The sequence below is a fragment of the Shewanella aestuarii genome, from assembly GCF_011765625.1.
GTDB classification, from domain to species: domain Bacteria; phylum Pseudomonadota; class Gammaproteobacteria; order Enterobacterales; family Shewanellaceae; genus Shewanella; species Shewanella aestuarii_A.
Window position 1 is genome coordinate 249,775 of the sequence record NZ_CP050313.1, and the last position, 20,448, is coordinate 270,222.

Annotated in this window: 22 protein-coding genes; 8 read left to right on the forward strand and 14 right to left on the reverse strand. The window is 41.5% G+C overall.

The window, feature by feature from the left end:
- Positions 1-40 precede the first annotated feature (40 nt).
- On the reverse strand, positions 41-274 hold the full coding sequence (locus tag HBH39_RS01265) for a hypothetical protein (RefSeq protein WP_167674860.1): 234 nt from the start codon (positions 272-274) through the stop codon (positions 41-43).
- A gap of 153 nt (positions 275-427) precedes the next feature.
- On the opposite strand from HBH39_RS01265, the gene HBH39_RS01270 reads away from it, so the two are divergent.
- From HBH39_RS01270 to HBH39_RS01305, 8 genes are all read left to right on the forward strand, one after another.
- A complete protein-coding gene (locus HBH39_RS01270) occupies positions 428-1,453 on the forward strand; it encodes a virulence factor BrkB family protein (RefSeq protein WP_167674862.1) in 1,026 nt (341 codons plus the stop codon).
- Positions 1,446-2,393 (forward strand): alpha/beta fold hydrolase, encoded by a 948-nt coding sequence (locus HBH39_RS01275; RefSeq protein ID WP_167674864.1) that lies wholly within the window; start codon positions 1,446-1,448, stop codon positions 2,391-2,393. The genes HBH39_RS01270 and HBH39_RS01275 overlap by 8 nt, the downstream gene beginning before the upstream one ends.
- Before the next feature lie 44 nt (positions 2,394-2,437).
- The gene (locus tag HBH39_RS01280) at positions 2,438-3,004 is read left to right on the forward strand and encodes a YbjN domain-containing protein (protein ID WP_167674866.1); all 567 of its coding nucleotides are present in this window, start codon (positions 2,438-2,440) and stop codon (positions 3,002-3,004) included.
- Between the two features lie 17 nt (positions 3,005-3,021).
- The gene (gene dtd / locus HBH39_RS01285; protein WP_167674868.1) at positions 3,022-3,459 is read left to right on the forward strand and encodes a D-aminoacyl-tRNA deacylase; all 438 of its coding nucleotides are present in this window, start codon (positions 3,022-3,024) and stop codon (positions 3,457-3,459) included.
- 16 nt (positions 3,460-3,475) lie between these two features.
- Entirely contained in the window at positions 3,476-3,964 is a 489-nt protein-coding gene (locus HBH39_RS01290) for a thioesterase domain-containing protein (RefSeq protein WP_167674870.1), read from the forward strand.
- Positions 3,965-4,198: 234 nt separating this feature from the next.
- Positions 4,199-4,792: an FMN-dependent NADH-azoreductase gene (locus tag HBH39_RS01295; protein ID WP_167674872.1), complete on the forward strand. Its 594-nt coding sequence runs from the start codon at positions 4,199-4,201 to the stop codon at positions 4,790-4,792.
- A gap of 82 nt (positions 4,793-4,874) precedes the next feature.
- Positions 4,875-5,501 carry an SCO family protein gene (locus tag HBH39_RS01300; protein ID WP_167674874.1) on the forward strand — a complete coding sequence of 209 codons (627 nt, stop codon included), beginning with the start codon at positions 4,875-4,877 and terminating at the stop codon, positions 5,499-5,501.
- A gap of 105 nt (positions 5,502-5,606) precedes the next feature.
- Positions 5,607-7,109: a methyl-accepting chemotaxis protein gene (locus HBH39_RS01305; RefSeq protein WP_244325713.1), complete on the forward strand. Its 1,503-nt coding sequence runs from the start codon at positions 5,607-5,609 to the stop codon at positions 7,107-7,109.
- Positions 7,110-7,182: 73 nt separating this feature from the next.
- Here the strand turns inward: HBH39_RS01305 and HBH39_RS01310 are convergent, their stop codons facing one another.
- From HBH39_RS01310 to HBH39_RS01365, 13 genes are read right to left on the reverse strand one after another with little or no spacing between them, the layout of a single operon-like run.
- Complete coding sequence (locus HBH39_RS01310) at positions 7,183-7,926, reverse strand: hypothetical protein (protein WP_167674876.1); 744 nt, start codon at positions 7,924-7,926, stop codon at positions 7,183-7,185.
- A gap of 15 nt (positions 7,927-7,941) precedes the next feature.
- Positions 7,942-9,171 (reverse strand): beta-ketoacyl-ACP synthase, encoded by a 1,230-nt coding sequence (locus HBH39_RS01315; RefSeq protein ID WP_167674878.1) that lies wholly within the window; start codon positions 9,169-9,171, stop codon positions 7,942-7,944.
- Positions 9,168-9,893, reverse strand: coding sequence for a 3-ketoacyl-ACP reductase FabG2 (locus tag HBH39_RS01320; protein ID WP_167674880.1), 726 nt, complete (start codon positions 9,891-9,893; stop codon positions 9,168-9,170). Before HBH39_RS01320 ends, HBH39_RS01315 begins: the two co-directional genes overlap by 4 nt.
- A 38-nt stretch (positions 9,894-9,931) precedes the next feature.
- The gene (locus HBH39_RS01325; protein WP_167674882.1) at positions 9,932-10,423 is read right to left on the reverse strand and encodes a hotdog family protein; all 492 of its coding nucleotides are present in this window, start codon (positions 10,421-10,423) and stop codon (positions 9,932-9,934) included.
- Between the two features lie 11 nt (positions 10,424-10,434).
- The gene (locus HBH39_RS01330) at positions 10,435-11,637 is read right to left on the reverse strand and encodes a beta-ketoacyl-[acyl-carrier-protein] synthase family protein (RefSeq protein WP_167674885.1); all 1,203 of its coding nucleotides are present in this window, start codon (positions 11,635-11,637) and stop codon (positions 10,435-10,437) included.
- Positions 11,638-11,696: 59 nt separating this feature from the next.
- The gene (locus tag HBH39_RS01335; protein WP_167674887.1) at positions 11,697-12,323 is read right to left on the reverse strand and encodes a DUF3261 domain-containing protein; all 627 of its coding nucleotides are present in this window, start codon (positions 12,321-12,323) and stop codon (positions 11,697-11,699) included.
- Positions 12,316-13,578, reverse strand: a complete 1,263-nt coding sequence (locus HBH39_RS01340) for an NAD(P)/FAD-dependent oxidoreductase (RefSeq protein ID WP_167674889.1) — start codon at positions 13,576-13,578, stop codon at positions 12,316-12,318. Before HBH39_RS01340 ends, HBH39_RS01335 begins: the two co-directional genes overlap by 8 nt.
- 3 nt (positions 13,579-13,581) lie before the next feature.
- Positions 13,582-15,951: an MMPL family transporter gene (locus HBH39_RS01345; protein WP_167674891.1), complete on the reverse strand. Its 2,370-nt coding sequence runs from the start codon at positions 15,949-15,951 to the stop codon at positions 13,582-13,584.
- A complete protein-coding gene (locus HBH39_RS01350; protein ID WP_167674893.1) occupies positions 15,952-16,743 on the reverse strand; it encodes an outer membrane lipoprotein carrier protein LolA in 792 nt (263 codons plus the stop codon).
- Between the two features lie 10 nt (positions 16,744-16,753).
- On the reverse strand, positions 16,754-17,191 hold the full coding sequence (locus HBH39_RS01355) for an acyl-CoA thioesterase (RefSeq protein WP_167674895.1): 438 nt from the start codon (positions 17,189-17,191) through the stop codon (positions 16,754-16,756).
- On the reverse strand, positions 17,191-18,756 hold the full coding sequence (locus tag HBH39_RS01360) for an HAL/PAL/TAL family ammonia-lyase (protein WP_167674897.1): 1,566 nt from the start codon (positions 18,754-18,756) through the stop codon (positions 17,191-17,193). The genes HBH39_RS01355 and HBH39_RS01360 overlap by 1 nt, the downstream gene beginning before the upstream one ends.
- 4 nt (positions 18,757-18,760) lie before the next feature.
- Positions 18,761-18,997: a hypothetical protein gene (locus HBH39_RS20075; RefSeq protein ID WP_432280131.1), complete on the reverse strand. Its 237-nt coding sequence runs from the start codon at positions 18,995-18,997 to the stop codon at positions 18,761-18,763.
- A gap of 17 nt (positions 18,998-19,014) precedes the next feature.
- The gene (locus HBH39_RS01365) at positions 19,015-20,445 is read right to left on the reverse strand and encodes a glycosyltransferase family 2 protein (protein WP_432280132.1); all 1,431 of its coding nucleotides are present in this window, start codon (positions 20,443-20,445) and stop codon (positions 19,015-19,017) included.
- Positions 20,446-20,448 lie beyond the last annotated feature (3 nt).

A 20,448-nucleotide genomic window follows, 5' to 3' on the forward strand; every position in this document is an offset into this window, starting at 1 on the left:
CTCCCAGCTAATTAGTTTGGATTTAAGTTAGATGTGTATTTTAGTTTGGTTTCGACGACGATGCGTATCTAGCGGCATCGATAATGCTCCATAAATGGAAAATACCGCCAATAATAGCTGGAATAATTAATACCCAGAAAAAGTAACTCACAACGGTAATGCTAAAAAATAATAGCGCAGCCAAAATGCGCCCTTGTAAAAGTTGCCCTAAACCGGGCCAGAATAAGCTAGCGATGGCGGCAATCACATTACCAGCAGAACCTTGTTGTGACATAAATTCGTCCTTTTGAAATGGCATATCTTCATCTAGCAATAGAAGATGTGTGGATATATATCAATTGTTAGTGCATTTGTTATAACATTGTACGATGTTGAAATGTGATTACAATGAATATCTTATCTCAGGTTATTCTAAACAAGGATAAATATGTCCAACAGTAACCGAATGTTTTCAGTACAGCGTTTTTTTGTCGGTGTGTGGCATTTCTTATTACACCTCAAGCAGCGTTTAATAGAAGACCAAATCAATATTCGCGCAGGACATTTAACCTACGTCACCTTACTCTCGTTAGTGCCCATGGTTGCCGTAACCATGTCGATGTTATCGGCCTTTCCTGTATTTAAAGGGATCCGAGAGCACATTGAGAGTTTTATATACGAAAACTTTTTACCTGCTGCGGGTGATACAGTACAAGTGTATATTAATGAGTTTGTCGCCAACGCTTCTAAAGGCACTTTTGTTGGTATTGCTGCGCTAGTGGTCGTAGCCATTATGCTGATTTCTGCCATTGATAAGTCGCTCAACAGCATTTGGCGAGTAACGGAAAAACGCTCTTATGTGGTGTCATTTTCAATGTACTGGATGGTATTAACATTAGGGCCTGTGCTCATTGGTGCCAGTATTGCCGCTACCTCATATGTGGTGTCGTTAAAGCTGCTTAGCGATACAGAGCTTTCTGGTTTGTTACCTTGGCTGGTCAAACGTTTACCTATGATGTTTTCTGTGGCGTCGATATTATTGCTTTATATGGTGGTGCCGAATAAAAAAGTGCGCTTTTGGCATGCCCTGTTAGGCGCGATTGTTGCAGCGGTGTTGTTTGAAGCCGGTAAAAAAGGCTTTGCCTTTTACGTGACACAATTTCCAAGCTATGAAGCTATTTATGGTGCCTTAGCCGTTATTCCTATCATGTTTGTTTGGGTGTATTTATCTTGGATGATTGTGTTGTTGGGGGCAGTGATCACGGCTGCTTTACCTGAATATTTAGATAAACATGTCGAGCATTTATTGCATCATTTAAAGCCTGAGCATACTACGAATGACGTCGCTGAAGAGTCGTCAGACACTGGACTAGCTGGTAGTGCTAAATCAAGTTCAGTTGACGCTAGCGCGACTCAATCTAGCATAGCTAAGCAAAACGATACTCGTCCTTCATCAGAAGTAAACCATGGCTAGGCTGGCATTTATTGGTCAAAGCTTTATTGAAGTTAATCCGGGCGTGCAATTATCGGTGTCACAATATGGCCTAATTGGTGCTAAGCCCGTGGTTTATTTGCATGGTGGGCCAGGAGCTGGATGCCATGCGGCTGATGTGGCCTTGTTTGATAACCTAGACTTGCAGGTTTTTTTTATTGATCAACGCCATTGTGGGCGATCAACTAAAATGGCTAATTTAGCCTCGCATACTTTAATAGAATTAATTGATGATATTGATACAGTTAGGCGCTATTTTGGTGTGGAACAATGGGCGGTCACTGGTGGCTCATATGGTGCAACCTTAGGTTGGCTTTATAGTGGGCTTTATCCTGATCGTGTGAGCGAACAAGTATTGTGGGGATTATTTTTAGCCACTCCTAAGGCGCGAGATTGGCTTTACAGTCCCCATGGTGCGGCGCTTTTTTTTGCAGATGACTATGCTGAGTTTATTCAGCCTCTTTATCAATATTGCTCATGGTTTGAACAAGCAGATGTACAATCCATTTTATCTGGCTATGGGCAGCTTCTGTCATCGATTGATGACAGTATTTGTGCCGAGTCGGTTAAAGCATGGAACCAATGGGAGTTGACTCTCGCCTCACCAAATCAATCTCGTATTTTTGTTTTATCTAGTGAACTTTATGATTTAGCTAAAATTGAGCATCATCATGCTGAGCATGACTACTTTAATGCAGTAAGGCTATTTGAAACCGTCACACCATCGATTACCGCTAAAACGACCCTGATACAGGGTGAGTTTGATTGGATCTGCCCTCAACATTTATTGATGCCATTTTTGGCTAACGTGACACACTCAAATTTAATTTTCGATGAAGTTAAATCCGGTTATCACGGTTTAAATGATGCTAAGATGCAAGCCAGAGTGATGCAAAAAATACAATACATGGCGCAAAATTAACTGCGTCTAACCGAATGTTTCATCAAAGAAAACTTGGGAGTTATATGAAAAAGCTATTCTTATTTGGCTGTTTATTCGCACTAACAGCATGTTCAGCGACATCAACTGACACGACGGTGGCTGCGAGTAATCGAGCACCGACTCAAGTTAATATGCAAGGGATGAGCAATGAGGATGCAACCGATACATTATTGCAAGCATTGGTAAAAGCTAATTACCTAGCCGACAAAGTGGGCCCTAATCGTGTTGCGGTGCAATTGGGGGAACGACAGTTTGTCTTACAACCTAGTATGAACCCAGAAGCCATTGATCGTATTTTAGCGAATCGTTTTTTTGCTGTGCATCCGCAACTGCAAAGCAGTAAAGAGTTGTTGTTATTAATTGGCCAATTAAATCAAAAGCTCAATTTTGCTAAGTTTTTTATTCGTGAAAACGGTGCCATTATTCAAGTTCAAAGCAGTGCAACATTTGTTGGTACCATGGAATTGGAAGAGCTACGCCGCTTTTTATTATGGACTGATGAGGGACTACTGCAAGTGGCGAAGTCCATGCCTGCTGACAGCGAAAAGCTTATTAAACCAATCCCAGTGATGCAACATCCACAAGATTAATGAGCGAATAACTCAAGATGATTGGATTAATTCAGCGTGTTAAACACGCCAAAGTTACCGTAGCAGATGAAACCATAGGTGAAATTGATCAAGGGTTATTAGTGCTACTTGGGGTTGAGCGAGAAGATAACCTCGAAAAAATGCAAAAGTTAGCGACTAAAATCACCAAGTATCGAGTGTTTAGTGATGATGCAGGCAAGATGAATCTGAATGTGGCGCAGGTGGGAGGTAAATTACTGGTGGTATCGCAATTTACCTTAGCTGCGGATACGGGGCGGGGTTTGCGGCCTAGTTTTTCTGGGGCGGCAACGCCCGAACAAGCCAATGAATTATATTTAGCATTTGTGGCTTATTGCCGTGAGCTAGGCATAGAAACCCAAACCGGGAGTTTTGGTGCCGATATGCAAGTGTCGCTGGTTAATGATGGTCCAGTGACATTTAACTTATCGGTATAACTTTCGAAGAGGCACAATGGTGGCAGAGTTAGCATTAATTGAACAGCTTGAAACCACTTGGCATCAAACCATTCCATTGAGTGAGTTCATGCAGGTAAAGGTGCATAGGTTTATGCCGCCAAGTGCAGATAAAACCACGCCTTCAGTATTAGTGACGACTGCACCTTTAGCTCCCAATATTAATCTACATAACACCATGTTTGCAGGCAGTATTTATACGTTAATGACATTAACTGGTTGGGGCATGGTGTGGTTGCAACAAAAACTAGCCGGTCAGCAAGGCGATATTGTCCTTGCAGATGCACAAGTTAAGTATCTCGCACCTGTTACGCATCAACCAACGGCTAAGGTGATTTGGCCCAGCAATGACAAGACAACCACAGATCTAACCGCATTAGCGCGTGGCAAGCGAGTTAAGGTGGCGCTAACGGTCGAGTTATACAGCCAAGATACCTTATGCGCCACGTTTACTGGGATATATGTGTCTCTGCCAGTTAAGCGTTAGCTGTGATTCGACTATCCTAAATTCGCAAAATATTATCGATTGCCCACACTGTTAACTGCTGCGCAAAATCGCTTCAGCCCCCTACAGTTACTGAGAACTTATTTTCCAAGAGGAATAACATTCGATTTAATAGAATTATTTTGGCGATTAATTGCACTTTTTGTTTTATAAAATCGCAAATAATATAAGTTCATCAAAGCAGGATGAACTGATTTTTTTATTGAGGGTAGTAAGATGAAAAGTGTATTAATGTTGAAGTCGAGTATTTTAGGTGATCATTCTCAATCATCAATGTTAATGGATAGCTTGGCCGGCCTTTGGCGAGAGCAAGGCGCTCATATCACTCAGCGTGATTTAGCAGTAGAAGCAATACCTCTACTTGATGGTGAATTGGCCACAGGCTTACGTGGTGGTGACAATCTGTCCGCGCGTCAGTTAGAAGCCATTACTTTATCCAATGAACTCATTGCTGAGCTTAAAGCTAATGACATCATAGTGATTGGTGCGCCTATGTATAACTTTATGATCCCAACCCAATTAAAGGCGTGGATTGATTTCATCGCTCGAGCGGGTGAAACCTTTAAATATACTGAAGCGGGTGTGCAAGGATTGGTTACCGGTAAGCGTGCCATTGTCGTTACCTCTCGTGGTGGTATGCATAAAGATAATGGCAGCGATCATCTTGTGCCTTATTTGAAAACCGTACTTGGTTTTATCGGTATTAATGAGGTTGAGTTTGTTTATGCTGAAGGCCTTAATATGGGGCCGGATAGTGCAGAAGAAGGTATCAGTAGTGCCAAACAAGCACTGCAAAATCTAGCTTTGTAGTAGAAAATCCACGATTTAACTTGTTGCCCGTAAGTCCTCAAGCCTATTATCCCCTAATAGGCTTGTTACTTCGGGGAGTGTAATGACAAAAAAGCATCTGTGGTTAGCAGTATTACTGATAGTACTATCGGTTTTGTTGGTACCAGCAATAATGCTGGGAACGCAGGTTTTTCAATCTCGTGATAATGCTTCCGTCTATGGACTACAGGTTCCTCATCTTGATGGAGTGTCATTTCAGTGGACAGATACTTCCCTGCAGCAACACGCTTTTCCTGCAAGTAAGCCCATGTTTAGTTATATGTTTATGGGTTTTCTATCTTGCTCAGAAATTTGCCCTATTCGCATTAAACAGTTGCATCAATTAGAAGCTGCTATTGCAACCGATCCCATGTTAGCAAGCAAAGCGATTCAATTTTTATTTATTACTATCGATCCCGAAAACGATACCCCCACAATCCGTAAAGCTGTAATTGATGATCAATCTCCTCGGTTTGTCAGTGCAACGTTACAGGAAGATCAGCTTTTGAGTTTATCAAATCAACTTTCTGAAAACATTCAATCACATTCAGCTACAAATAATCATGTAGGCAATCTATACTTAATCGCTCCCAATGGAAAAATCGACCGCGTTTACACAGCAAAACACCTCTCGACCGACAAGATGTTAGCCGAACTAAAACAATATATGGACGCCAGTGGTAATAAATAATGTCAGTAAGGCAAGCTCGGGGTTAACATTCGCCTTACGTGTCTTTGCTTGAAGATGTGCACATGGTTACCACGCAAATAATAAATCGAGCTAAGGTACCTTTTTATGACTGATGCGCAAACGACTCAATCATTTTTAAAAAATGATGCTTATATTTATAAAATTTTGATGTTACAAGCCCCATTACTGTTAGTGAGCGGCTTTTTAGGCGCTAAAATGCTTACCTTTAGTGTTATCTCTGCAATAGCGATAGCGATTTTGGTGCAAGTGGCGTACATGGCATTAAAAGGCACAGCGTTGTTTGGCATTGTGGCTGCCGTGATCATGATGACGGTGTCAGCAATATTGATTCAAAGCCAAATGGGTATGATTGAAATGCACTTTCATATCTTTGCTTCAATGGCTATTTTTCTTATCTACCAAAGTTGGCAACCTTTACTTGCGGCATTATTAACGGTTGCAGTGCATCATTTACTGTTTACCTATATCCAACTTGCTGAAGGCAGTATGTTTGATACGCCTTTGATGATTTTTGCGGGTAATTGTTCATGGAGCATCATGTTGGTTCACGCTTTATTTGCAGCGGCTGAAACCATAATTTTAATTCGTATCTCGTTATTTATGCGGGCCGAGTCTTCGGCGAACTTACGTATAGCTTCTGCAATTCAGCATATATCAGCCAATAAAGATTTATCCATTCGCTTAAGTCCTGCGCAAACCAATGCTGAACAATCTTTTAACTTAATGCTTGAAGAATTAAATCAACTATTTACCGATTATCGCAATATTGCGCTAAAGATGACGGATACCTCAGAGCAATTATTGACACTAAGTGAGCAAACTCAAGCTGCGGTGCTACATCAGCAGCAACAAGCTCACTCTATTTCACAAACAGCGCAAAGTGTGATTCAGTATTTTCAGCAGGTGACAGAAAATAGTCAGCAATCGGCAGAGCAAGCCAAACTGGCCGCTTCCTCAAGTGTACAGGATAGACAAAGCGCCTTGGGTATTATGCATGACATGCAATTATTAGAAACCAACACCACAAGCGTGACGACTTCACTAACCGATTTAACTAAAGATGTCAGCGCCATCACCACACTGCTACAGGCCATTCGTAGTATTTCAGAACAAACCAATTTGCTAGCCTTAAATGCAGCGATTGAGGCCGCAAGGGCAGGGGAAAGTGGACGAGGTTTTGCCGTTGTGGCTGATGAAGTACGGGCATTAGCCCAACGCACGAGTCAATCTACTGATGAAATCGAAACTGTTTTAAGTCGCTTAAATTCCAGTATGTTGAAAACCGTTGAGTCGATGGATGAAAGTAAGCAGCGCACTACCGACAATGTTCAGCATACGAATAATATTGCCAGCGGCTTAGCTGAGCGTGCGACTCAAATTGACAGTGTGGCCAGTTTAAGCCGTGAAGTGGCTGACGAAGCGCAGCAGCAAGGCACTCAATTAACCCATATTGGTAGTGAAATTATTGAAAATGCTAACACAATGAATCAATTGTCGGAGCAAGTTGAAAAGTTGACCGTAGGGGTCAACCAAATGAAACAAATCACTCAAGAGTATCAAACCAAAGCTGCAATTTATCAGCTTTAACGGTTGTAATAATGGGCCAATATTATGAGCCCATTATATAACCATGACAGAACTGCTAAGCTGATTTGAAAATCTAGTAGTAACTTTTAAGATATTTTTTGGCGTATCTTTGAAGTTTTTCTTCAGGCGCAGATTCAGATAACGTAACCAGTATTGATTTGAACTTTTCATCGCCTGAAGATGCTAGCGCTTTAGCGAGCCATGCATAGGTATCAATCGATAGTTTGGTGTGCTGTAATTGATCTAGACTGGTTAATTGTTCTGCAAGTTTTTGTAAAATGTACTCATTATAAATTCGCTCGTTGGTAATTTTTTTAGCGGCAATCCGTTTAAGCTCTAAGTCACCGCTAGCAATAGCATTAGCAAGTACATTAAGTTGGCGAGGTTGGCTTTCGTCAAAATGGTTTTTATTATTTAAAATCGGGTTCCAAAGGGCAAATTGACTAATATTTGTTAGCCCTTCTTGTGCATATTTACGTAGCTTTTTATGGTAGTTGCCATTAACAACTCCTTGCAAAGTGGGTTGATATTTCTCATTTCCTGAATAGCCTAAAGACTTCGCTAACCAAGATGAATAATCGATACTATTTTTTGTCGTTGCAAGTGGCAAGCTTGCCGTCAATTTAGCTTCAATATTGTCAAATATGCTGGGGTCATCAAAGCCAGATAAGATAAGTGACTCCATAGCTTGCCGTTGCTGTTGTTTATTATCACCTTGAAAAACAAGTGAGTAGTCTTCTAAAGTCAGCGTACTTGCAAAGCCAGCAGTGGTAAAGAAACTACTGCTGAGCACGAGTGCTAGGGCGATTTTTTTCATGTCATGTCCTTATGTTTATTGCCAGCGTTTGAAAATCAATGATGTATTGATGCCACCAAAAGCAAAATTATTACTCATTACATAATGTGTGTCTAAGTAGCGCACATCATCTCGAATATAATCCAGTGAAGCGCATTCAGGGTCTACGTCAGTGAGGTTAAGGGTTGGGGCAAACCACTGCTCATTCATCATTTGAATGGTTACCCAAGCCTCTAGTGAGCCACAGGCACCAAGTGTATGCCCGGTATAGCTTTTTAATGATGAGATAGGCATGGATGAGCCAAATACAGCATGGGTGGCAGATGTTTCTGCAACATCACCTCTATCGGTAGCTGTGCCATGAGCATTGACATAGCCAATTTTATCAGCAGTTAAGTGAGCATCTTTTAGCGCTAAGCGAATTGCCACTTCCATTGTTTCCGCGTTAGGTTGAGTTACGTGCAAGCCATCAGAGTTAGTACCAAAACCAACTAGTTCGGCATAAATATGTGCTCCCCTGGCTTTGGCGTGTTCGAGCTCTTCTAAAATTAAGGTGCAAGCTCCTTCACCAATAACTAAGCCATCACGATTGGCATCAAAAGGCTTTGGGGTTGTTTTTGGGGCATAATTAAGTGTACTTGTGGCAAATAGCGTGTCAAAAACTACGGCTTCCGTCGGGCAAAGTTCTTCGCCACCTCCCGCCAACATTACCGTTTGTTGCCCGTATTTTATGGCTTCATATGCATAACCAATACCTTGGCTTGCCGAGGTACATGCGCTGCTGGTGGTATGGATGCGGCCTTTTAAACCAAAAAATACGCCAATATTGACCGCAGTTGTATGTGCCATCATCCGAATATAGCTAGTCGCGGTTAGCCCCGACATAGAACCAGATTTAAGCATTTCACCAAATCCTATGATGGGATCAGTACTACCAGTTGATGAGCCGTAAGCAACACCTGTTTCACCAGAGGTGAGAATTGGGTTAGCGAGTAAGCCAGCATCTTCAAGAGCCAGTTCACTGGCACGAGTTGCCATCAATGATACTCGTCCCATTGAGCGAATTTTTTTACGGGAATAATGACTTGGCACTTCAAAGTCGGTAACGGGCGCAGCTAAGCGAGTGTTGAGTTCTGGATATTTATCCCATTCTTCCATCTTGATAACACAATTTTTTCTTGCCAGTAAATTGCTTTTGATGGTTTGCCAATCATGGCCGAGTGCAGAAATTCCGCCCATTCCAGTAATGACAACTCTCCGGCTCATATCATGCCTCCGTTTACTGATATCACTTGGCGCGTTATGTAAGCAGCATCGTCAGATAATAAAAATTTGGCCAGTCCAGCAATTTCATTTGGCTTACCCATTCGCTTCATTGGTACCATTTGGTCAACAATTTCTTTGGGAAAATCACTAACCATGTCGGTTTCAATGAGGCCGGGGGCAATGCAGTTTACCGTAATTTTTCGTTTGGCAAGTTCTAATGAGAGTGCTTTAGTCGCGCCAATAATACCTGCTTTTGAAGCACTATAATTGACTTGTCCACGATTCCCCGCAATGCCCGAAACTGAAGCCAAGGTAATAATTCTCCCACCTTTTCTGCTTTGTACCATAGGCATAATAGTAGGATGAATAACATTATAAAAGCCGTCTAGGTTAGTATGGATCACACTGTCCCATTCTTGCTCTGTCATCGCTGGAAAGGCGGTATCACGGTTAATGCCAGCATTTAGAATTACGCCATAATAAGCACCATGTTCACTGATATCTTGTTCAATAGTTTGTTTAACGGTTACTCGGTCAGCTACATCAAACTGTAATAAGCTCACTTTGCTGCCCAAAGCGTTCAGTTCATCTTGGGTGGCTTTCGCTGCGCTGATGTTGCTGTGATAATGCAGCGCAATATCATAGCCTGCAGCTGCTAATGAAATGGCAATTGCTTTACCTATTCCACGGCTTGAGCCCGTGATTAAAACTCTTTTATTCAAGGTTGTTCTCCGTAACAAGATGGTATCAAGGTGTAGCCTTATGTAGTTTGGCTCTGCTTGATGTATTCATGGGTATCATCAGGTTGAAATACATTTACATTTGCAGATGCGACCAATGTTTGCTCGTGAAAAATGGCACAATCAAATACCGCTAAGCCACTGTCTTCTTGATATAAACGAGTGATTTGGGTGCGGTATGACACGCCATTTGCAAAATAGGGGATGTGCATTTGTAGTTTGCGACTTCCCAATAAAAAGCCAACACGAATAGGTTGGTTTTGCATTTTAGCCTCTACGCCAGCTAATGCGGCAATGCTTTGCGCCATGTATTCAATGCATACATAGTTTGCAACGCCGTTTAACGATTCATTAAAGTAAGGACTTTGCGGGGTGATATGGATAAGTGTGCTTAACCCATCTGGCTGATGAGATAAAATTTCATTCACTAAAATCATCGGTGAACGATGCGGAATAAAGTTGCTGATATCTTGTGCCAATAACGTTGGACTGGCTTGTTGTTCCTGTGTCATTTAGCTGGTCCTTAGGTGAGGCAGTTTGGGTTTTTCATAAAAATGAGGCTGGCATTACTGCCGCCAAACGCGAACGAGTTGCTCATCACATATTGTAGTTTTGTACAAGCCTGATGTGGGATCACTAATGGCAGTATTGGATCATTTGGATCTTGTTGATGGTCCCAGCGTTGTGGTGGTAATAGGTTGCCTGGGTTTAGCTCGCTTAATAATAGATAACAAAAAGCTGCTTCAATTGCGCCTGCTGCACCTAATAAGTGCCCCACCAGTGGTTTAGTTGAGCTACAAGGTGGAATGCGGTGTTTGAACAGGGCATTAAGAGCACGAGACTCCATCGCATCATTTTTAGGTGTCGCGGTGCCATGTAGGTTAATGTAGTCAATACTATCAGTATCTATATTGGCATCATCAAGTGCTTGTTGCATTGCTGCAATTGCGCCCAAACCTTCGGGGTGTGGCGCAGATATATGATGTGCATCAGCCGATTCCCCCGTACCAGCAAGCATGACTGAGCTTGTCCCTTTTTCAAGTGTGAATAATATCGCACCTTCACCAATGTTAATGCCATCTCGGTTGATGCTAAAAGGATTACAGTTGTTCTTAGACACTGACTCTAATGCATCAAAGCCATTTAAGGTCAGTTGACACAAACTATCCACTCCACCCACGATCACCATGTCGCACAAATCTGCTTGTAATAGTCGCTTAGCAGCAGCAAAGACTTTAGCACTTGATGAGCAGGCGGTTGAAATGGTGTAGCATGGGCCGCTTATCTGAAATAATGCCTGCAAATAATAGCTTGTGCTGCCAAGCTCTTGCTGTGAGTAATGATAACTTGGTGGGAAATGACCATGCTCGGCGCGATGTTTAAGCGCAGCTTCACCTTTTGATATTCCTGAAGTGCTTGAGCCTAAAATAACACCAATTCGGTCAGCACCATATTGCTGTTTTGCATTTTCAACCATATCAGCAATTTGCATTGCCGCAGTGTGTAATAAGCAATTGTTGCGGCATGAAAATTCTTTTAAATGTTCGGGTATGGTTAACAGCTGGCTATCATTCACCATCCCAACTAAGGTCCGGGTTTCAAATAACAGATCGTCACGCCATTGCATGGCGCTATTGTCTGCTGAAAGTAATTTAGTTAACACGGATTCTGGCGTATTGCCCAGTGGGGTACACAATCCTATGTGTTTAATGGCGATGCCTGTCATTATTGTGTCTTTATGTGCGTTGGTTAATTTAGGTTGAATGAGCTAAAGGTTAATCTTGATTATTGTAGCGTTTGAATCATGATATTCACATCAGCTTGTTTTATCTCAACAGTGATATTAGCTAACCATGGATTATATTGGCTGTATTCAACCGATATGATACTTAATGGTTGATTGTTATCGGCATGAGTATTAATAAGCTGGCTACATCGTTTGGTGCCGCAAATCTGTGTTTGCCATGATCCAGCAGATAAATGGTTATTAACAATGTCTACCGGCCAATAAACCAATTGCATTATTGCCATCAAGTATTCTGCTTTAAATTGTTCTCCAAGTAAGCTGCTTTGTTGACTAATTAATGCGTGTCCATCGTAAACAATGGTAAACAAGGCTTGCCCTAATGGCGCGAGCCCAACTAATGTCATGCTATTGCCATCGATTTGTAGCTCAGTAATAAGTTGGTGGCTGATACCATTGCGACTAAAAGTAACCATCTGGCTAATAGAGTCATTAACATTATGATTTGCTACTGGTGGCGCTAGGCAGTAATTAATATTATCCGCCAATGCAACGCAGGTCTGTCGTTGTAATTGCTGACTGCAACCTGTAATAGTGCTGATACTTAGCAGCACAAGCCACATAAACCCCAGACTTGTGTATTTTAAGCGAGAAAAAAGCTTATGCATCGTTTGGCTCTTTGCATAGTTCAACAATGGTGTTAAGGCGGCGTTCTGATTCTGCAACAAAAGGGTTGTTTTGATCCCACGCATAGCCAGCTAAAATGGAACAAATCATTTGTTTGATTGCGGGGTTAGCCTGCTGATAAAAAATAACATCTTGAAAACGTCCATCATACCAAGCCTGCACGAAAGTTCTGAATGTATTAACCCCTTTCATTAATGGCTCGGCGTATTCTGTTTGCCAATTAATGGTTGCACCATTAAGCTGTTTTACCAAGCTATTTACTGCCATTGTGGCAGATTGCATTGCTATGGTCACACCGGATGAAAACACGGGGTCTAGAAACTCTCCTGCGTTGCCCAATAATGCAAATTTATCTGTAGCAAGTGTGCTCACATTAGCTGAGTAACCTTGTAAAGTTGCACAGTCTTGGATGACTTTAGCATTGACGAGTAGCTGTTTTAGTCCTGGCTCTTGGTGCACTATAGTCATTAATTGTTGTTCTAAATTGCCTTCTAGATTTGCGAGCAAATGAGGCTCACCCACAACACCAATAGAGCTGCGATTATCACTAAATGGAATTAACCAGTACCAAATATCTTTATGTTCAGGATGTACGCTTATCAAAATTTTATTTCGATCAAAATTCGGATCATTAATATTGTCTTCAATATGAGTAAAAATCGCACTGCGTAAGGGCAGGTTAGAGGGTTTTTCTAAGTTTAGTAGTCGAGGCAAAACACGCCCAAAACCACTCGCATCTAGAACAAATTTAGCTTGGACTTGATATATTTCATCTAGCTCGTTTGACACTGTGAGTAAAGGTGAATCAGTTAAGTTAATCTGTTTTACGCTGTGGCCGTAACGTATCTCTACCCCTTGTTGTATAGCCGTGTCTGCTAATAACTTATCAAATTTTCCACGCTGAACTTGAAAGGTTGTCCCAGGTCCAGGAGTAAACTTATCGGTAAAATCAAAGGTGGTGTAGCGGTCTTGGTGACGAAATGCGGCACCATCTTTAAATTGAAACCCCGCTTGGTTAACCGCCTCTAACATGCCTGCTTGTTCTATAAACTGCATACAGCAAGGAAGTAAGCTTTCACCTATTGAAAAGCGTGGAAAGTATTGTTTTTCAAGTACCACCACATGTTTACCTAGTTGGTTTAGCAAACTAGCGGCAATCGCGCCTGAAGGACCTGCACCAATAATCGCAACATCAACAGATATGTTGTTCACTTGATTAGATTGATTCTTGTGCATTTATTAAAATTTCCTTGAAATGAGTGTCATAAAGGGGGCGATCAGGAAGGTAAAACCAATACCAAGTAATAACGTTAAGCCAAAAAAATGAATCGCATGAGTTTGGCTTAATGCCAATAGCCCAAAGGCGAGCAATGTTGAACAGGCTGACATAAATATTGCCATCATAACCCCTCGACTTGAATGCTTGGCTTCGGCAAAAAATAAGCTGTAGTCTATGCCGATCCCTAAAATTAAAATGAGAGCTAATGCGTGAAACAAGCTCAATGGTGACTGTGACAAGCCCAAACTGCTGAGGGTTAATAAAATCGCTAAGCTAGGTACACCAATGACCGCAATAGCCAATTTTACTGGGTATTTAACGCAAAAAATAATTCCTGCAATGATGAGAACTGCGAGCAATAAATAAAGGGTGAGTTGACGGTAGTGCCCCATTAACTGGGAGATATCACCCACTTTATCGATCAATTGCACTTGCCCCACAGGTAGCTGTGTTTGTGTTAGTAGCTGTTTTAATGCCGGTAGATTATTTATACCAGTTAGTAAAATAATTGCGCCTAACTCATTTTGCGTATTTTCTACCCACAATCCAGATAGCTCATTGCCGCTAATGGTCAGTAAATCTTTAATATTCAAATAGTGGTCTTTGGCATATTGATAATTTACTAATAGTGGTCGGCTAATTGCATTGCTTGTATTGTCTAATCCTAAGGTATCAATAATTTGTGGTAAATTTTGATAGATTTTTGCTTGTAACTGATAGTTTTGCTGTTGTTCAGCATGACTAGGTAGTAACTGTGCAAGGCTAAAATACTGGTTGAGTATCTTGCTAGATATGGCTTGTTCAAGCACAGGATTAAGCTGATGTAAGTTATCTATCAGTTGGTTTTCTGAGGTAGCCGAAACGAGTATAAATTGGTTATCAGTACCACCATTTAGCCATTGTCGCAGCTCATTTTCTTCATCGGTAATTGCCTGCGGGCTTTGCTGTAAATTACGAATGTCGTCATTATGTGTGACTTGAGGCAGACCAAAAACAAGTAACAATAACATTAGCAATATGACACTTGATAATAAGGCGGGTTTGTTTGCACAGCGCTCTATTAAGTTTAAATAAGCTTGCGACCAAGTTAATGTTCGGGTGGATTTTAGTGGTCGATTTGCCAGCAGTGGGAAGGCTAGTACTAATGTTATATAAGCACCCATAAGTCCGGCTGTGCAAAATACGGCTACTTGTTGCATGCCTGGAAATGGGGTAAATCCAACGCCAATAAAGGCTAAAGAACTGGTTAATAATGCTAAGCTCATTGCAGGCAAAATACGTTGAATAATTTGTGCTGCATTATTTTGTGGGCTGTTGAGTTTATCGCAGTAGAAATGAAAACTGTAATCTATGGCGATTCCAATTAAGCTGGTTCCAAAGACTAATGTGAGTAAATGAATCTCTGTAAAGATGGCAAGGGTAGCAACTATTGCCATGACAAAGCCACTTGTTAATGTTAACAATGCAAGTGCCAATGGCACTAAGCTTTTAAAACCTAACCATACTAAAGCCATTATCCCTAACAGTGAACAGCCACCAATCAAACTGATTTCAAACTTTGCTGAAGCTGTCGCGGCTTGTGCATGAAACAAAGCACCGGCTTTAAGTATGGTAACCTTGTTATCTGTTACTTGGCTAAATGCCACGTTTAATGCTGCTAATTGTTGCTGTTGTCCATCAGGATTAAATGCACTTTTGCGCCCCTTGGCGCTAATGATGGCTGCGACTTTTCCTTGATGCTGATTTAATAAAATATCTTGCTCGACCGTTAATTGTCCTTTTGGGCTCAGTGCCAACAAGTTATCGGTAAACAGTAGTAAAGGGTCTTGGCTAATTAATTGGCTATTGGCCACACCAAAAGCGCTATAGAGTTGTTGCTGAGTTTTTAAAATCAGTGTTTGAATATCATCATTTAATAGCGACTGCTGTTGAGTGGGGGTGAGAAGATGAAAACGATGCTCAAAATACCATTTACCGATTTGATTATAGTTTGTGTCCCCTGCACTAGTAATGTCACTAAAGGGGTGGCCCGGATTGTTTTGTAAGCTGTCGATAATGCTTTTGGCTGATTGAATTGCTGTCGTTTTATCATCGGCAATTACTGCAATATAAACACGATCCGCTAAGCGTTTTTCCACCTGATTGAGAGCCGTTTCAGCGAGTTGATTTTGGCTATAGTGAGGTAGCATCGCTAGCATGTCGCTTTGGATTTTTGCCCCCGATTGCCATAAAAACAAGCCATAAAAAGCAACTACGCTAAATAATAGAACCCAAAGACTAAAGCGCCATTTAGCAGATATGGTGTTTAGCTTGTTCAGCCATGTTGTCATTTAAGGAGTCATACCTTGTGTCGCAGCGTCAAACCAAGCCTGTTGTTGAGTGCTAAAGGCAAGGCTATTAAGCTCTGAAAACTGGATGTCAGTGATGTCGTTTTGTCCTTTATTACTTGATGATCCTCTATTACTGGGTAGCTCACGAAGCATTAATATGCGATTAATTTGGATATTGCCCTGAATCACTAAATATCCTAATGCTTGACGCAGATAATCATCTTTAGCGACTAATCCTAGTGACCAAGATGGATTCTCAATCTCGGTCTCTTGGTTGTCGTAATACAAGTTAAAATCTTGTTGTAATGTCAATAAGTCACCGCTGAGCATCGCTTGCAATAATGCTGGAATTTGACTTGCTAAAGGGTTATCTGACTGTTCTGATTGTGTTTGTTGCTGTAATTCCCCTTTGCTATCAAACTGACTGATTTTGTTTTGCTGCATCACCATGGTGGTTTCAAATGGTGTTTTCTGTTGCCATAACATTCCTATTGAGGGGTGAAAACTAAACTCTCCCATACTTTTTAATGGTTTTTTTAATACAGCTAAATAACGCGTCTGAATAAACTTTCCTTGTGTATACTGCTGATTTAGCTGTGCATATTGGTTAAGGTATTGGAGATCTTTTTCGGTGGCGAGTTGCTGAAATAGCGAGCTAACAAATTCAGGTTCTAGCATTGGTGCCGTCTTAGCTTGAGCCTGGCCGATGATAATAAGTGCTATGACGAGGTTAAATGTTGTCAGCGCCCGCACAAACTTGCTTTGTAAGCGCCTATTTAAAAATGATGTCATACGAGTCACCTTAATTTGTCACATCTGAAGAGACTAATAATGGTCGAATTTTATTTTGAAATACCTCAGGAGTAACAAAACATAGCTCTTTAGTATTAATATTTACCGCAGCTTGAATGGTGTAACCTTTGGTGATTCGCGTTCCTGTTTGGGTATCAATGATTTGATAGGTGATTTTTAGACGATTTTCCCACTCGACTATGCTTGCCCTGACAGTTACCGACTGATCGAAGGTACTACTTTTAACATACTTAACCTGCACATCAACGATAGGCCAAGCGAAGCCAGAGGCTTGCATTTGACGATAGTTGTAGCCAAGTTTGTCTAATAGTTTGCAGCGAGCAACCTCAAAATAACGCAAGTAGTTACCATGCCACGTAATTCCCATTGAATCGACATCATGAAAGGGGATGTTCATCTCCATGTCGATACTTAGGATGGTCTTCATTAGCAAACCTCCCATTGTGCTTGTTGAATTTTCTCAACAGTTTGGCGCAACACAGATTCAAGCGGCCTATCTTCAACCAGTAATTCAAAGTCTTGATTTACCTGAGCTAAGGTTTTTGCCAATGACGGTGTTAAGCTACTTTCATCCAACTCATTTTGTTTAATTCTTAGTTTTATACCTTGGCTCATCGCTAATAATGCCGCTGCCGCAACTTGTTCAGTAAGTTGTAATACGCGCATACAATCTCGAGCGGCAATGGTACCCATACTGACTTTATCTTGATTATGGCATTCTGTAGAGCGTGAAAAAACACTGGCAGGCATAGTATTTTTTAATGCTTCAGCTGTCCAAGCGGAAACGCCAATTTGTACCGCCTTAAAGCCATGGTTTATGGCGCGGCGCTCTCCTGTTGAGGCCGAAAGGTTGGCTGGCAAGCCATTATTAAATTTAGTGTCCATGACTAATGCCATTTGACGATCAATTAGATCAGCGATATTGGCAATGGTGTTTTTCATTGAATCCATCACAAAAGCAATGTGCCCACCGTAAAAGTGGCCTCCGTGTAAAATATGCTCGCCTTGTGCATCAACAATTGGGTTGTCATTAGCACTGTTCAGTTCGGTTTCTATAAACTGGCGCATAAATGGAAGTGCATCTTGTAATACGCCAATGATATGTGGTGCACAACGAATGGAATATCTGTCTTGCAAGCGGTCTGAATTACGCGGATGGGTGTGATGATTTAGATCATCGCGGATCCAGCTTGCTACTTGGCTTTGGCCCGGGTGAGGTTTAGCGGCAAATAAAATATCATCAAAATGATTAGAGTTACCCTTTAAGGTAAGTGATGCCATTGCAGTAATACGGCTAGATAAGCGCGCTAAATACTGGCCACGGTCAAAAGCTAAACAAGCTAGCGCAGTCATCACTGCGGTGCCATTCATTAGTGCTAAACCTTCTTTTGGGCGTAACGTTAATGGATTGACATTCAGTTGTTTATAGACTTCAGCCGTAGGGCGTCGCTCACCTTGGTATACCACTTCTCGCTCGCCAACTAACACTGCGGCAAGATAAGATAGTGGAGTTAAGTCTCCACTGGCACCCACTGAACCTTCTTCTGGAATTACAGGGGTGATATTATGATTGAGTAACCATTCGATACGTTGTAACAATGCATAACTGACGCCTGATTTACCGACCGCAAGCGAATTTAAGCGGCATGCCATTACAGCGCGCGCCTGCATTGGACTTAATACATCTCCCAAGCCACAGCCGTGAAATCGTGATAAGTGTAGTGGTAATTCATGGACTAACTCTAGGCTGACATTAACAGTACAAGAATCACCGTAACCAGTCGTGACACCATAAACCACGCCTTCTTCATGTAATAAACTGTCAATAAAACGCGCCCCCTTTTCAATGTAGTGTTGATACTCAGGGCTGTCATTGAGTTTGATGGGGGCCCCTTTTGCGATCGCAACAACTTGCTCAATATTCAATTGCCCTTGATAAAAGTCGATATGGCCTAAATGAATGGTTTCGTGTTGCGAAATCGAATGGGTCATCGCGTTATTTTTCCTGCTGATAAGTTGTTATGTTGCGTTGGCTTTGACTGTCTTTACGCCAAAAGTCATAGAAATTAAACCATTGTGATGGTGCAATTTTGGCGAAGTGTTCTAAACGTTGACTGTATTTTGTCATCGCGAGAGTTAAGCGTTCGGTTCGGCCTTTTCTTGGGCCCTTTAAGGTAGTAGCTAATTGCTCTACATGTACTTGATAGCGTCCATTTTGTTTAATGCAAAACATGGTAAATACTGGACAGTCTAATAAGCTAGCCAGAATAAAAGGGCCTTGAGGGAAGGGGCTGGCTTACCTAAAAAGGGAAGATCGATCACACGACCTTGGCTGTTCGCTGAGGTTCTATCGGCAGCTATGACGACCAACTCACCTTGTTCTATTTTCTGTTGTAATAACATGGCAGTGCTAGGGTCTAGCTCATTTACTTGAATTAAATTTAAGCTGCTTTTTGGATTAAGCTGTTGCAGCACCTTGTTAAAGTTTTCTGCATGGTGAGTGAGAACCATGACATTAACTTTAACTCTTTTCTGGTGGATTGATATTGCCCTGCATAGCTCTAGATTACCTAAATGTGATACCAATAATACTGCGCCTTTACCGGTTTCAATTTGTTTGGCAAGAATTTGTCGATCAGCAAAATCAACTTCACTGAGTTTAATGCGATCGCACCAAGCATCTATTCTGTCTAATGCCGCATTACCAAAGGATAGAAAATGATTCAGGCTATCTTGCCAACTAATTTTCTTAGTGCTGTCACTAATATTTTGTACTTGCTGTAAAAAATCGATCGAGGCCTTACGTGCCGTGCTGCCAGTTAAGAAGAAATAGCCAATAACCGGGTACATGATGGCGCGACATAACCAATGACCTCCAAAGCGGTAGCTTTCGGCTAATAGCTTTATTCCCCAATAACTGCCACGCTCTTGCATTGTTGACCAATGGCGATTGTCATGATGACTTGCTCGTTTTTGTGGAAGACGTTTAAGCATGCCGAAAAATAACTTAGTGTGCATCCAGCTGATACGCAAATTATCCTGGAACCCCTGAAAGTGACTGATGCCATTTTCAGGGTAAATAACTTTAGTCGGTATTTGAATAACTGGCGTTTTTTTCCAATAAAGCTTGACCATGATTTCAATATCAAAATCCATTCTTTCACCTAAAGATTCATACTGAAATAAAGCTTCCGTTGCGGCCAGAGGATAGATTCTAAAGCCACACATGGAATCTTGAATGTCGAAGCTTAGGGTTTCAATCCATACCCCAAAATGCGTGATATAACGGCCGTATAATCGCCCTTTAGGAACGGAGTCATCATATTCAGGCTTACCAGATATTAATGCTAGTGGGTTAGCTTGAGCACAATCTATCATATTTGGTATGTCTGCAAGATTATGCTGCCCATCAGCATCAATCTGTAATGCATGACTAAAGCCATCAGCAAAGGCGGCGCGCAAACCAGTGATAACCGCAGCGCCTTTGCCACGGTTAAAAGGATGATGGATTAAAGTTACCCACGGAAACTTATCTGCCATCTCTTGCAGCACGTAGCGGGTTTCATCTTGGCTGCCATCATCAATTAAATAACAAGGTAGATTAAATTGCGCCAGTTGTGTGAGTGTTTGCTCAATAACCTGATGATGATTGTAATTGGGGATAATCAACGCCAATTTCATAAA

Excerpts from the sequence above, each read along its gene's own strand:
- HBH39_RS01265 (WP_167674860.1), bottom strand. The coding sequence starts at position 274 with ATGTCACAACAAGGTTCTGCTGGTAATGTGATTGCCGCCATCGCTAGC.
- HBH39_RS01270 (WP_167674862.1), top strand. The coding sequence starts at position 428 with ATGTCCAACAGTAACCGAATGTTTTCAGTACAGCGTTTTTTTGTCGGT.
- HBH39_RS01275 (WP_167674864.1), top strand. The coding sequence starts at position 1,446 with ATGGCTAGGCTGGCATTTATTGGTCAAAGCTTTATTGAAGTTAATCCG.
- HBH39_RS01280 (WP_167674866.1), top strand. The coding sequence starts at position 2,438 with ATGAAAAAGCTATTCTTATTTGGCTGTTTATTCGCACTAACAGCATGT.
- dtd (WP_167674868.1), top strand. The coding sequence starts at position 3,022 with ATGATTGGATTAATTCAGCGTGTTAAACACGCCAAAGTTACCGTAGCA.
- HBH39_RS01290 (WP_167674870.1), top strand. The coding sequence starts at position 3,476 with ATGGTGGCAGAGTTAGCATTAATTGAACAGCTTGAAACCACTTGGCAT.
- HBH39_RS01295 (WP_167674872.1), top strand. The coding sequence starts at position 4,199 with ATGAAAAGTGTATTAATGTTGAAGTCGAGTATTTTAGGTGATCATTCT.
- HBH39_RS01300 (WP_167674874.1), top strand. The coding sequence starts at position 4,875 with ATGACAAAAAAGCATCTGTGGTTAGCAGTATTACTGATAGTACTATCG.
- HBH39_RS01305 (WP_244325713.1), top strand. The coding sequence starts at position 5,607 with ATGACTGATGCGCAAACGACTCAATCATTTTTAAAAAATGATGCTTAT.
- HBH39_RS01310 (WP_167674876.1), bottom strand. The coding sequence starts at position 7,926 with ATGAAAAAAATCGCCCTAGCACTCGTGCTCAGCAGTAGTTTCTTTACC.
- HBH39_RS01315 (WP_167674878.1), bottom strand. The coding sequence starts at position 9,171 with ATGAGCCGGAGAGTTGTCATTACTGGAATGGGCGGAATTTCTGCACTC.
- HBH39_RS01325 (WP_167674882.1), bottom strand. The coding sequence starts at position 10,423 with ATGACACAGGAACAACAAGCCAGTCCAACGTTATTGGCACAAGATATC.
- HBH39_RS01330 (WP_167674885.1), bottom strand. The coding sequence starts at position 11,637 with ATGACAGGCATCGCCATTAAACACATAGGATTGTGTACCCCACTGGGC.
- HBH39_RS01335 (WP_167674887.1), bottom strand. The coding sequence starts at position 12,323 with ATGCATAAGCTTTTTTCTCGCTTAAAATACACAAGTCTGGGGTTTATG.
- HBH39_RS01340 (WP_167674889.1), bottom strand. The coding sequence starts at position 13,578 with ATGCACAAGAATCAATCTAATCAAGTGAACAACATATCTGTTGATGTT.
- HBH39_RS01345 (WP_167674891.1), bottom strand. The coding sequence starts at position 15,951 with ATGACAACATGGCTGAACAAGCTAAACACCATATCTGCTAAATGGCGC.
- HBH39_RS01350 (WP_167674893.1), bottom strand. The coding sequence starts at position 16,743 with ATGACATCATTTTTAAATAGGCGCTTACAAAGCAAGTTTGTGCGGGCG.
- HBH39_RS01355 (WP_167674895.1), bottom strand. The coding sequence starts at position 17,191 with ATGAAGACCATCCTAAGTATCGACATGGAGATGAACATCCCCTTTCAT.
- HBH39_RS01360 (WP_167674897.1), bottom strand. The coding sequence starts at position 18,756 with ATGACCCATTCGATTTCGCAACACGAAACCATTCATTTAGGCCATATC.
- HBH39_RS20075 (WP_432280131.1), bottom strand. The coding sequence starts at position 18,997 with ATGTTTTGCATTAAACAAAATGGACGCTATCAAGTACATGTAGAGCAA.
- HBH39_RS01365 (WP_432280132.1), bottom strand. The coding sequence starts at position 20,445 with ATGAAATTGGCGTTGATTATCCCCAATTACAATCATCATCAGGTTATT.